Origin of the sequence: Streptococcus oralis, assembly GCF_016028255.1 — a bacterium.
Taxonomy (GTDB): Bacteria; Bacillota; Bacilli; order Lactobacillales; family Streptococcaceae; genus Streptococcus; species Streptococcus oralis_AC.
This window is the reverse complement of record NZ_CP065707.1, coordinates 567,437-580,456: the sequence shown is the minus strand read 5'-3', so window position 1 is coordinate 580,456 and position 13,020 is coordinate 567,437. Positions and strand designations below refer to the sequence as shown.

At 36.8% G+C, this 13,020-nt stretch carries 13 protein-coding genes; all 13 read right to left on the bottom strand.

Features of this window, described 5'->3' with window-relative positions; genetic code table 11:
* Nucleotides 1-17 precede the first annotated feature (17 nt).
* Complete coding sequence (locus tag I6G42_RS02945; RefSeq protein ID WP_152417903.1) at nt 18-257, bottom strand: DUF4176 domain-containing protein; 240 nt, start codon at nt 255-257, stop codon at nt 18-20.
* 66 nt (nt 258-323) lie between these two features.
* Nucleotides 324-593, bottom strand: coding sequence for a DUF4176 domain-containing protein (locus I6G42_RS02940; RefSeq protein WP_001039458.1), 270 nt, complete (start codon nt 591-593; stop codon nt 324-326).
* A complete protein-coding gene (locus I6G42_RS02935) occupies nt 586-1,347 on the bottom strand; it encodes a hypothetical protein (RefSeq protein WP_038804222.1) in 762 nt (253 codons plus the stop codon). The genes I6G42_RS02940 and I6G42_RS02935 overlap by 8 nt, the downstream gene beginning before the upstream one ends.
* A gap of 3 nt (nt 1,348-1,350) precedes the next feature.
* Nucleotides 1,351-2,694, bottom strand: a complete 1,344-nt coding sequence (locus I6G42_RS10030; RefSeq protein WP_227698166.1) for a T7SS effector LXG polymorphic toxin — start codon at nt 2,692-2,694, stop codon at nt 1,351-1,353.
* The gene (locus I6G42_RS02920; protein ID WP_223329199.1) at nt 2,684-3,247 is read right to left on the bottom strand and encodes a DUF4176 domain-containing protein; all 564 of its coding nucleotides are present in this window, start codon (nt 3,245-3,247) and stop codon (nt 2,684-2,686) included. The genes I6G42_RS10030 and I6G42_RS02920 overlap by 11 nt, the downstream gene beginning before the upstream one ends.
* 128 nt (nt 3,248-3,375) lie before the next feature.
* Nucleotides 3,376-3,687: a DUF4176 domain-containing protein gene (locus I6G42_RS02915; protein WP_038804224.1), complete on the bottom strand. Its 312-nt coding sequence runs from the start codon at nt 3,685-3,687 to the stop codon at nt 3,376-3,378.
* A complete protein-coding gene (locus I6G42_RS02910) occupies nt 3,687-4,529 on the bottom strand; it encodes a hypothetical protein (RefSeq protein ID WP_038804225.1) in 843 nt (280 codons plus the stop codon). Before I6G42_RS02910 ends, I6G42_RS02915 begins: the two co-directional genes overlap by 1 nt.
* On the bottom strand, nt 4,507-5,991 hold the full coding sequence (locus tag I6G42_RS02905) for a hypothetical protein (RefSeq protein WP_050562288.1): 1,485 nt from the start codon (nt 5,989-5,991) through the stop codon (nt 4,507-4,509). Before I6G42_RS02905 ends, I6G42_RS02910 begins: the two co-directional genes overlap by 23 nt.
* Nucleotides 5,988-6,638, bottom strand: coding sequence for a DUF4176 domain-containing protein (locus I6G42_RS02900; RefSeq protein WP_038804226.1), 651 nt, complete (start codon nt 6,636-6,638; stop codon nt 5,988-5,990). Before I6G42_RS02900 ends, I6G42_RS02905 begins: the two co-directional genes overlap by 4 nt.
* Nucleotide 6,639: 1 nt before the next feature.
* On the bottom strand, nt 6,640-6,912 hold the full coding sequence (locus tag I6G42_RS02895) for a hypothetical protein (RefSeq protein WP_038804227.1): 273 nt from the start codon (nt 6,910-6,912) through the stop codon (nt 6,640-6,642).
* Between the two features lie 11 nt (nt 6,913-6,923).
* Nucleotides 6,924-7,331 carry a YwqH-like family protein gene (locus I6G42_RS02890; protein WP_038804228.1) on the bottom strand — a complete coding sequence of 136 codons (408 nt, stop codon included), beginning with the start codon at nt 7,329-7,331 and terminating at the stop codon, nt 6,924-6,926.
* Between the two features lie 42 nt (nt 7,332-7,373).
* Nucleotides 7,374-11,819 (bottom strand): type VII secretion protein EssC, encoded by a 4,446-nt coding sequence (gene essC, locus I6G42_RS02885; RefSeq protein ID WP_038804229.1) that lies wholly within the window; start codon nt 11,817-11,819, stop codon nt 7,374-7,376.
* Complete coding sequence (gene essB, locus I6G42_RS02880) at nt 11,820-13,019, bottom strand: type VII secretion protein EssB (protein ID WP_038804230.1); 1,200 nt, start codon at nt 13,017-13,019, stop codon at nt 11,820-11,822.
* Between the last annotated feature and the right edge of the window lies 1 nt (nt 13,020).

Here is a 13,020-nt window from a genome sequence, read left to right as displayed (position 1 = left end):
ATCCTAGGATTTGTATGTCATTTTTTGAAGTCTTCTATGGTGAAATAGTCATAGGTGATTTTTGAAACTTCCTCATCATAACGACTCAAAAAGTCTTGAAATCGACGATCAATATAGCCAAAGAATAGAACCTCCTCTATATCCTCTTTGTTAAAGAAGATAATGTTTTGATTAATAAGCCCTAGTGGAAGACTGACCGCTCCAAAATCAAAAAAAACCTTGCTTGCCGTCCTTTTCAGTTTATCAAAACACCTCATACTACTCCTTCATTATTTATTTTTTTAGTAACGAAAGTTTTCACAAGCTGTTAATAAAAACCAGACCTATTTATCGCTAGAAATGAACTCTTCTAATCTTGTGATAAACTCTTTCTCAAACTCTGTTACGTGAGCTTTAAATAACACCTGATCAATTTTCTCAGCATCAAACAAATACATTGACTGAGAATCTTCAAACCCTTGAGGGTTTAGGACCCCAGAATAATCAAAAACTTTCCCTTCACTATTCTGTTGATAACGCCCGACAATCATAATAGGTTGAGTCCCATTCTTTAATAAAACAGTTGTTCCCAGTGGCAACCAATTTTTATTCATCTCTATTTCTCCAATTCTTTATTATATTATAAATAAAATGTATCAGTAGTACTACTAAAAATAAGAATAAAGGTCGTAATGATACCAAGCTTACACCTATAACAAGGAAGGCTGATAAAAAATAAATAATAGACGCCTCTATCTTGGAAGGTCTTCTAGCCTCTGGAAGCATATCTAAATGTTCCTGCGTTATAGATGAGCGATCAGTGAATTGATAAAAGAAACGATATCTTGCAGATAAAGAATCAATATCTAAAAAGTCATATCCCCTAATATAATCAACTACAAACAACATCAGTAAATTATCAATTTCGTCAATATTTTCAGTATAGAGAGAAAAATTTCTCTTTCCAGCAATGGCAATATTACTTGCAGCATAAACGGCAATCGGAATGCCATCTTTTGTGACAGGTAGAATATCTCCTTTACTACCTGAACTTACACACGTCATTTCATAGTTATTTAAATTGGATTGAAAAACTCCATGCCAGTATGCTTGTTCCCATAAGTGACCAAATCTTTCTTCTTCAGAATAAATCAAATCCTTATTTAACCCTCTAGCGACTATTCTTTTCTTTGGAGAAATGAATTCTGATTCTTTCAAGACAAGAATTTCTAAATCTGTTGCATATAGACGGTATCCTGCCTCTTCTTGAACGATTTCAATCCTTTCAGTCCAATGTTCTTCATCAGGTAGTTTTGACTGAAGAATTAATCCCTCTGAGTTTCCCCGTAATTGTAATTGTATTTCCATGTTTTACCACCCTATTGATAAGCCCAAGCCAAATGGTCCTAGTTTCATTTTTGCCTCTGCTTTTTCAGTTGTTACTCCCACTTTTGCCCTAGCAGAAACACCCACTCCGGCAGAAGCACTTACATCAATCGTAAGACCAAATATTTTAAATCCAGCTTTAGCTTCTCCTTCTACAATATAAGCATCAGCTCCCACCTCTAATTGGACTCCTCCCTTTAGTTTTCCTTCCCTATTAGTAAAAAAACCAATTTCTCCGCTTGCATCTGCCGAAGCTGTATATGCAGAGCCAGAGAGTTTTGCATGGATATCGTTACTATCATCTCCCCAGCGAGCATGCCCTTCCGCCTCAGCGCCAGTAATTTTAGCTTTAGCTTTAGCTCCAATGCCATATTTTTGAGAATTTTTTTTATTTTTTGAGACATCTTTCTTACCTTCTTTAGCAGAAGCTAATGATTTGATTACACCAGCAGAAACATCTGCCTTAAGTACCGAAACTTCTCCGCCTAAATTCGTATCACCTGCAGTAGTTTTCCCAGCATAAGCTTCAAATCCCATATCTAAATCAGAAAAATCATCATCAACCACAACTCCCGGTGGAAGCTTCTTAACTTTTTCTCCGCTATACTTAGACTCAGCTAATCGTTTGGCTAAATCATTCTGTAACTCGACTTTCTTTCCTCCACTATGCACGGCCTTAGTATATTCTGCAACATCGTTTTTAAAACTTGTACTACGATAATAAGTTCTTGCCGCGTATTCGGTAAATGGAGTACTTGAATGAAGGGCGAGAAACTTTAATTGCTTATTTTGAACATTTATCAAATCTGTAAAGCTACTATCTCCAACAAGTTGATTAAAAGTTTCCATATTCTTTATGGTATCATCTAAACTCTTGACTGCTTGATTATAGCTCGTATTCACACTATCCAAGCTTGGATTCGTTAACGTTAGGATATCACTTATCCCTGCATAGATATTTTTCGTCTTACTGGAACTGCTCTTCAATCCCTCGATCGGATCTTTCATCCGTTGCTTGATGCGTTCTAGGTATTCTGTCTTAATAATGGCACTGTTGTCGGTCTCTGACACCGTGTCTTGGAAGAGCTTCACAAGTCCATCATAGCGACTGACAATGCTATCTAGGGCATTGACATAGTTATCAACCAGTGGTATCTGATAGTTGGTCACCTTCTGGTTAATGGCATCCTTCACTGCTCCTTTGAGGCTATCGGTTGAAACGACCTCTGATAGACGGCTTCTCGAAACAGACAGCTGTTCCTTGATACTATTTACCGAAATAACTAACAACTCTTTTTGAACTCGAACTTCGGATACATCAATCTTCATTCACTTCCTCCTCTGCGTAAACACTGGAAATCAATCCTGCGTCTAGATAGTCCTTACGCAGAGCTTCTTGGCAGTAGTGTTCATCCACGGTATCCGAATACCCTTCTGATACTACTCTCTTAATCAAGAGATTGCTTAAAAACAAGGGTGAAGTGTCAAAGCGTAATCCAAATGGATAGCCATGACCGATGTAGTCCACATAATGGCCATTTGCCAAATCAACTCGACGACCTGAAAGAACTACAAAAAAGTCCATCTGCTCGCTTTCAAATGACTCAACCAAGTCCTTAGGAAGAAGTTCACGATCAAGTTCGACAACACTACCTAAAGGATAGATACGACTTAAACAGAGATCCACATAGGAAGCATACTGGATAAAAAGCGAACGAGGTAAGGTGACTTCTTCTTGGAGACGCCGAATTCGCACGAGTTCTTTTTCATAGAAAAACTCCAACGGCGCACCTATCATTGGATGATAATGATAACTAGGTTCGTCATTCATAAAAGCTATATAACAGGCTCTAAAAACATCTGGATGTCCTGATAAGGTCATCGCTACCGCTGTCAATACTTCCTGATACTTTTCAGATAGATTACATCAGTGACCAGTCTACTTAATCTTCATTATAACATTTTCTCATCATATAGAAAATCCTAGAATGGAATCCTAGGATTTGTATGTCATTTTTTGAAGTCTTCTATGGTGAAGTGGTCATAGGTGATTTTTGAAACTTCCTCATCATAACGACTCAAAAAGTCTTGAAATCTACGATCGATGTAGCCAAAGAATAGAACCTCATCTATATCCTCCTTGTTAAAGAAGATAATGTTTTGATTAATGAGTCCTAGTGGAAGACTGACAGCTCCAAAATCAAAATAACCTTGCTTACCGTCCTTTTCAGTAACTGGACAATGATTAACAATCATGACAGGCTCCACACCTTCTCTCATTCGAACAACACTTCCAATCGGTAAAGCCGTACGTTCTGACATCAGTTTTCTCCTTCTAAATATTTCTGAGCTTCCTGAACATAAAAGAGTTCTGGATTTTCATGGGCGATGCTTTCAAACAAACTACGAGTACGAGCTTCATCTCCTTTTAATTGGGCGTTGAGAGCTCCATAATAAGAAAACATGATTCGAGCTAATTTATTTTCGGGTTCAGTGGTATCGAAATAGTCATTTGATATTTTATTTAAAACAAGATCCTCTATAGCTTTTACTATGTTTATTGCATTCGTCTGCCTAGTAACCTGAGAATTTGTTCGAGCTTTTAATGTAGCTAACATATCAATTTGGTTCGAAATTTCTTCTGTTTTATCAGCATGGATTAGAGAAAGAATCTTAAAGTAAGCTGTGGACAATTGGATCTCAAATTTCTTATTAAAATTTTTATCCTCAAAATTTATTCGTTCCAAATTATCAAGTGTTTCTTCAAACTTTCCTTGGTAATATGACGCTTGGGCAATAGCTAGTAAACAATTTGCATTATTAAACAGTTGTTGAGACTTGACTGAGTGTTCAGCCACATAACGATAATAACTTATGTGCTTGTCGAAATTAATATCCGTCAAAAAGATATTATCTACAGCTAATTTAACCAGTTTATTATTTAATGAAAGCAGTGTCTCAAACCCAAAACATACTACCGTATAAGTAATGAATTTCATAAAATTCATTTCCCCACCTTTAAATAATTCAACAACCATGCCTATAAATGCTAGACAAACTATAGGAAATAAGCAAATGTATACTATTTTTGTCAAATTATATAATTTTGGAATTTCAAATCCAGATATTTTCAACGAATAGTTATTTAATATTTCTTTCATCATTATCCTCCATTGTAGAACTTAAATATAAAAAGGCGCTCGCTATTACTGGAGCCGCTATCGAGGCTCCAAATCCAAATGTAGATGCACTAACTGTAACACCATAAATTAAAGCACCCATAACAAAAACTGTAGCAACTACTACTTTCCCCGCTTTTAATATCTGTTCTCCATGATCCACACTTCTCACCCCTGTTTCAGTGGTCGTCTTAACTGTCGCATAGTCTTGTTTGACCTGGTTATGTTCTTTAACATAGGAAACACGATAACCATTCTCTGACTTAGTTCCAACCTCAAGAGAGCGATTCTTATAGCCAAAGCCAATAGAAAGGTTGGGTGCGAGTCTCCCGTAGCTTGAACTAATCTTGTCTGCTAGACTGAACTCACCCGTTATAGAATAGTCCTTTAGCCCTATCTTCGTCTTATAATTGGCTTTTTCATCTAGGAAATCTGTACTCAAACCTCCAACGCTATACTCTCCTTCTTGACTTAACTTACCATCTTTATATTTAGTGTTAAAAGTGATGGCACTTTCCCCTTTAAAGTGCCCTTTTATCTGGATTTTACTCTTGAGATAGTGCTGACCATCGTCATATACTGTTATCTCCTTCTCAAACGTAACTTCATTCCCTTTCAAGAAATCAATCAGTTCCTGAGGTTTCTTACCGCCATTCCCATGGGAAGCAAGAGAGATCGTTCTACCCAAGGTCTGTAGTTCCTGCTCACTCATCTGGCTCAAGTCAAAGGCTGTTTCTGGATTATAATGTCGAATATAACGGATTAGTTCTTCGTGCAGAGTTTTAGAATTCTCAATCTGTTGATCCCGTAACTTCGTGTCCTGAAAAATCGCAAGGGCTTCCACATTATGATAAGGGTCTGTCATGCCAACAGCTTTGCGAGACCGACTCAAACCACTTGCAATCGTGGAGAGGGTAGTGGTTACACCGCTCCCCAACAGTTCACCATTAAATGATTCCATCCGACTTTCAGTTGTACGAAGAGATTGCAGGGCTTCTTCCTTATGGCTTTTGATATCTGCGGAAGAAGGATTGCTGATGCCAACTATACCTCCAATTGCAGAGTAAGCTATTGTAAGGTCTGGATGGGCAATCAAGTTCAAAATCTCTTGAGTCGGTTGTTCCACAGCTCTTTTTAAACCGGAAAATTCTGACGTATCAATGACAGCAGCAGGACTATGCTCATCAACCAACTCCTGAAAGCGTAACATCAGCCGATCCCACTCATTATATAAACCATTGGCTAAATCACGGTAACTAAATAATAAAGGCAGGTTATAATTACTCAGCTCTGCATTAATCGCATCTTTGGTGGCAGAACGAAAACTTTCCGTGCCAATCAACTCTCGAGTACCTTGAAGCGCTGCTAAAATCTTATCTTCAAATCCACTTTTTGAACGATAAAGTCCCTCGCGCGCTATCAATAATTCAGAATACTTATATTTCATTGGCTAGCCTCCATTTGATAATTGTGAAAAGTATAAGAATCCAGATCCTTTGCAAGTAGTTGGCGACGTAGGTTTAAGACATGTTGTTCCTGAATATCATTCTTCTCTAGCCCCCTAAAAAGGACGGATGCAATCATGTCATCGGATATAACTAAGGTTTCTTGATTTGGAATCAAACCTTTTGGCCAAAAATATCCTGTGTAATCTAGATAAAATTTGTTTTCAATTGATACCCGTTGCCCTGTAATTAATACATAGATAGGCATTTCTTCAATAAAATCCTCAAGAGCATCTTTGGGTAACTTTTCTCTATTTATTTGAATAACACTACCTAATGGCAGAATTTCTGTATAAATTTTATCAATTAATCCAAGTAAACGCACAAACTCAGATGTGGAAAAAAGCTGAGTTTCTCCAAGACGAGTGATAATAACCTCTCCCTTATTGAAGCGAAAATCAATACTCGCTCCAATTGTTGGATTGTACTCATAACTCATATCACTCTGAGACAAATTTAAAACTAATGTTCTAAATAAATCCGGTCTATAAATAATAGCTTTGGCGATTTGATCGATGAGTGAATTTGGCTTAAAACCAAGATAGGACTCTGTAAAATACTGCGCCCATAACATCTCTTGTGAAATCATCTTATCCTCCTCTAAAACCTGCAGCCCCAGCAGCATCATCAGACACTTTATTCGCTACAGCCCTAGACATGTTTCGTGTCTGATCTATTGAATTGCTTTTAAATGTTTTTATCGAACTGTTTAACTCATCTATCATCGTATTAATTTTAAGGAAAGGTTGTAAGTCATTCTCGCTCAAGGTAGGTTTTGAAAGATCGGACAAAGCATCAATTGATGAAGAATATGAAACAACATCAACAGACCAAATATTATAATCTAATTTTATTTCTCCCATAACTCTCCCCCTTAATCTTCATTTTGACTTTGAAGATAAATATAAGTATTTAGTGATTGGCTAGCGTAATTCATACCAATTGCTAAATTAGAAGCTTCAGCCGTATAGGTTGAGATTTTTTGGTCAATCAAATCAATATTATTCTGGGTATTCTCCAACCATTGGGAAATCGATCCTTTTAGCGTCTCTATTTTATTATTAAAGTCATCTCTTCTATTTCCAGCAAAATTAGAAGTAGCTTTTGCCTTTATCAAATCGTATTGAGACAATTGTTCTGAAATTGCGCTTTTCTTACTCTGTATTTTACTCTTATTCTGTTTTAGAATACTTATTTTATTTAATATATCTGCTCTTTCACTAGACATTGTTGAAATCTGTTGTCGTAAAGAGTAAATCTCATAACTGTAATCACGAGACATAGCTATATCTCCTTTGTTTTTTATCAACTTATGTTAAAGATTCTATCCATTATCTGTAACCAATCGTAAACGATAACCTATTCTACCCACAAAAAAGTTTGTCTCATCCTCTGCTACAACTGGCTCACTGAAGCTCGTTTGTACTTTTGAAATATTTTGATCTTTGAACCTTGTTCCAACACATCCAGCAGGAACATTGCTCTTTAAGACCTTGTCAACATCTAAGTAGCCTACACTAATAGCTTGTTGTTCTCCCATAAATACAAAATGAATGTGAACTTTTCCGCTATTTCTAACAATCTTTTTAAATGCATCCTCGGTTACTTTCATATTTAATAAAGTCCCCAACATATGCGCTTCTGGGATAAATACGTACATCATTGAAGCCTCTTTACCATTGTGACGGCTTTCAATTTCTCCTTGAATATCGTTAAAGAAACTAGGTATATTATCTCTATCAATAATTTTATCAAATACTTCTGTTTTTTTGTAACTATTGTTGGTATTTAATAATATTTTTTCAATATTTACTAATTTGTTCAGACCTGGTATCAAACTATTTTCACAATATTCCAGTTGTTGCGGAGTATCATATAAGAATTCAAAATACCCATCTCTATCAGGAACAAACCCTTGAGGATCCGTAGTTTCTTTATCAAACCCTATCGGTAATTCACCCCTTGACCACATCTCAATTACTTTAGGATGATTACTAAAGTGTGTAAGCGTCACTTCATTTGGCAACATTGGGATTGGTTCTGGGCAAACTCCTGTCCAGCTTCTTGCAATCAACTTGACTTCTTCTTCCAAGTTATACAGGCGCTCAATGTCCCCTTCTCCACTTATTGGGAGATAAACCTGAATGGCATAAGGGATATCTTCTTTCAACTGGGCACGACCAAAAATTTCTTGTTGAATTAAAGCATCGCGTCCGATAATTTCCTTAGAAGCTCCTTCATCAACCAGGTAAAAGGCCAAGCGCGAGGTGATATTACTTGACATACTGATTTTAAGGCTATTTGAACGAAGTGCTGTCAAAATCACATAGCATCCAAGACTCGCTCCCTCACGTAGGAGGCGGTTAATCATACTTTCAATGGCTTCTTCTAGTGGTGTGTCTTTTATAGTATCAAAGCCGTCAAAAATAGTAAGGATAGCAGGGAGTTTCTCACCTGATTTTTGTTCGTATTGGGAAAGACTTGCTACATTATAGAGGGCAAACTTCTCCTTGCGAATCTTCAACTCTTGGTCAATACGTTTTAAAAACTTAAGCAGTTTTTCTTCTTCATCAAACCTTGTCAAATCAACTACATGAGGTAAATCTTTTAGTGGCAAGAGGCCGTTTGTCCCAAAGTCAAATAAATTGATTTGTACTTGCTCTGGAGTATTCAAACGAGCGAGATTCAGCACTAGAGTTTGAAGAGCTAGGGATTTCCCAAAACCAGGTGAACCATAGAAAACTGTATGTCCCATTTTTTCCAAATCAAAATGATAATCCTTCTGACGTTGCTCTGTCGGAATATCCATTCGAGCAAAGGGAACGGCCAATACTTTTTCGTCGGTCCAGTGAATATCTGTTTGAGGGGATATGATGGCTGTCTCTAGTGGTTCTAACCACGGTTTATCTGGCAGGTTGAGAGGTACAGTCTTGCTCACTCTTGCTATATAGTTTACAACAGCTGAGAGTTCCGTGATTTCTTCCGTCTGATCAGCAGTATAATTTTCATCCTTAGATAGGTCATCAGATAGCAATTCATATTGTCCTAGGTCATTTATCAACCAGATTCGTTCATCAACAACTTCTTGAACTCCCTCTGTTTGCGGGGCATAATGTGCACCACTCCAAGCAGACTGGAACAACTCATAGATTTCGTTATTTCCTACTTGTAAGTAGGCACGCCCTGGTTCAGTAATACTCGCTGCATCTGGTGTTTTGATAATTTCATTTGAATCAGACTCATCTGACACTTTCAAAGCTAGTTTGAAACGAGAGTTTGACCATATTTGATCATTCACGACACCTGATGGCTTTTGTGTAGCAAGAATTAGATGGACCCCAAGCGAACGTCCGATACGGGCTGTCGAAACCAGCTCTGTCATAAATTCTGGTTCATGTTCTTTCAATTCAGCAAACTCATCACTAATCAGGAACAGATGAGGTAATGGTTTGTCTGGATAGCCTGATTTGTCAGTAGATTTTTGCCCTTCCTTATATAATTTAGTGTATCCATTAATATGGTTGACACCAAATTGATTAAATAGTCGTTGGCGTTTTTGTAACTCTGCTTTGATAGAAGCTAAGGCACGCGCACTAGCCGCGCCATCTAAGTTAGTAATAGACCCAAGCATATGTGGTAGATCTTTAAAAAGATTCGCCATCCCACCACCCTTGAAGTCAATCGTAAGAAATCCAACATCCTCTGGACTAAAATTTACAGCCATGGATAATATATACGACTGAAGAATCTCCGATTTACCTGAACCAGTAGTTCCTGCTACAAGACCATGCGGTCCATGTGCACGTTCATGTAAGTTGAGTTCCACCTGGTCATCTTTCCCACGCAATCCTAATGGCACTGCTAACGTTTTAAAAGTATCCGCTTTGGACCATCTAGTAGCAACCTGTAACTCTTCAACTTCTCTGACTTGATAGAGTTCCAAAAAAGTAACGGATTTTGGAATCGTATTCTTCTCTACTTCCATATGTTTTAGATTTGCTAAAGTACGGATAGAATCTTCATAGCAATCCAACAGCGGGTAGGGAATAAAGGTTTGTGCACTATAGGATCCTTCATCATTAATGATTTGACCTAGATTTTGATTCTTATATTCAATCAGAGTTGTGATAGTTTCTGGCAAAAGACGACGCGCCTCTTTCACCCAAATAACAGTCACACCTAACTCTGTCAAATCCTTGGCTAGATACTCATTCAAACTATGGCCAAGTAAATGGGAGTCATCCATAATCGTTAAGACATAATGAGGTTTAAAGCGTGCATCTTTTTCCCCCATTTCACGTTTGATTTGAGAACGTTTTTGAATGATACGATAAAACGAATTTAGAACAGCATCACGACTTCTGGCATCATGGACAAAACCACGAATATTTCGCTCCTGCATATTAAAATGTGGGAGAAAGCGCCACTCAGACCAATCTTTCTCATATCTCAGTTCTTGAACAAGATTGATAAAATTAACATCTAAGTAGCTATGGAACATTGCCATCTGTAAGAGCATATTATACACAGCTGTCCTAGTTACTTCACTGTTTCCAACAAGACCAACTGTCGCTTCAAAGATATTAACAGTAATTGGAACCTTCTTTTGCAAACTGTAGTCTTGCAAGACTGTTCGAGCAAACTGCGATATTTCATCTTTACTTTGCTCATCAAAATTTGTTTGCAACTCTAGCTGACTTAACTTATCTCCTAATCCTAAGGACACCTGTAAGAAATCTTCATTATAGTCCATCCGCTCATAAATTCTAGAATCATAATCTGCAATCAGTTCAGTAATGGTCGATATTGACGGTTGATTGTAATGTAAAATCTTAGTTTCTTCTTTGTAGTATCTTTCTAAGTCGGATACTTGTTTTAATAAATATGCTTCGTAGTCTTGAATACGATTTTTTTCCTGCTCTTTGGTATCCTTTCTCTCCTCAAAATACTGACTCATAGTTGTCGCTGCAGTCAGGAGACTAAAACCACCCATCCCTAGCATCATTACAGGATTCCCTTTCGTCCAAATTGAACTAAATGCAGTTAAAGTAAACATCCCTAAAGCTGGAACAATTGCTCGAATGAGCGAGTTTTTAGGTGGTTTTATCGGCTGTGGAGGTTGATTGATAATGATTTTCCCACTATGGATAATCGGGTTAACTCTTGGACTCCTTCTATACTCTGGAAAATCCAACGGATATTCATTATTTTTTTCTTGTATCAGAATTTGACTCTTATTCAATTGTGGTTCTTCAAAAAGACATCCAATCTTCCACTGGTTCTTTCTTTTTTCTATAAAATAGTTAGAAACCTTCATTCGGTTTCCCACTTCAAACGGATAAAGCCCTTCCTCTTTGATAAGACGGTTATTTAGATAAACCGGAGATTCCCCAAGTGTAACCTGTACTTGATTATTTGAGAAAAAAAGTTGGTTTGAAATTGACCAACTAATGTCAGCTGATTCTTTCTTGCTACAAATAAATCGTTGTGGCGGAAAAATATAAGTGACAAAAATATCCTCTTCAGGAACCAATAAGGTTACAGTTTCTTTATCAAAGGTAGATTTTCCTCTTTCTAATTCCTTACCGTTTCGATAGACTCTTCTGCCTTCTACTGTATACTCGTTAGTACCTACTCTTACCTCTTGTCCTTCAAACAAATCAATTTTTTCCAATTTTTCTTGTTCAATCAACAAGGTATAAATAGGTTTATGAAGTTCTCCTAATTGGTCTCCCAGTTGATGATCATATTCTAGCTTTTTTGCCTTCATTTATCGCTCACTCTTTTCTTTTGTTTGGTTGTCCTTAGGAGTTGTTGTCTCAGTAGATGCTTTTGTGTCACTACTATTTGTAGTCGCTTCTCCAATCTCAGCAGAAAGTTCTTTTATTTTCTTTTCATATTCTTCAAGTTTCTTTTGTTTTTCAGAACCGTTCATATTGATATCTGCTTTAACTGATTCATATAGATTTGTATAAGCGTGTAAAATCAATTGTGTGTCCCCGATATTTTGTGCCACATCTAGAGCTTTTTCAAATTTTCCACGTCCAAGATAAATCCAATAATAGAAAATTGTATCATCTGTTGATTCTGTAATCGTATTTAAAATAACTTCCTTTTGCTTATCGCTCAAACTATCTAAACGGACATAGCTTGCTGCTAAGATATACTTAGCTTCTTTTGGCAATGATTCTGCACCATAATTTTTTAATGATTCAACTGTTTCAGAATAGTCTTTTCGCATGAAATTTGATTGGGCCATAATGACTGATGATTTTAGGGGGCCGTCTTTAAACATAGACTTATAAGTGGCAAAACTTAAAATCACTGTGGTTGTAGCAAGCAAGGCTCCCCCTATTAACAAAGCCTTCCATTTTTTCTTGTTCACCAACAAATTAGCTTTTGAACTCTCTTCTGATAATTTTGCATACTTTTCTGCAATATATTTATTAACATCAGCTACACTCCCTAAGGGAATAATATCCTGTGCTACCTTTTCCTTTATTGCATCAATCCCATGGATGACTAAGTCAAAATCTACCTTAGGTAGTAAAATAGAAATCATTAAAGCTTTATAAGACTCTAAATAGAATTCCGAACTATACTGCTGTGGTGCAAGTAATTTTTCGATTCCATAATGTAACATTTGTACATTACTGCCAAAAACAATGATGTTCCCAGGATGGATATATGGAATTTTATAATCATTTTCAGAATGAACTAATGCCGACATGTTTTGTGCCAAACTAAAACGCTCAAGCTCCGTACTTCTATTTAAAATTTCTTCCTTAACTGTTTTAAAATACTCGGGAATAATATAATTCAAAGAAAGAACTCCATCTTTTTGAACTATTTCTACTGGACAGTATTCTTTAATCAATTCAAGTTGTTCTCTATGATAACCTGATGAAGAAATTTGAACTGATATTTGGTTGTCTTCTCTCACAAATTGTAGTTGATCTGCTTCAAACATT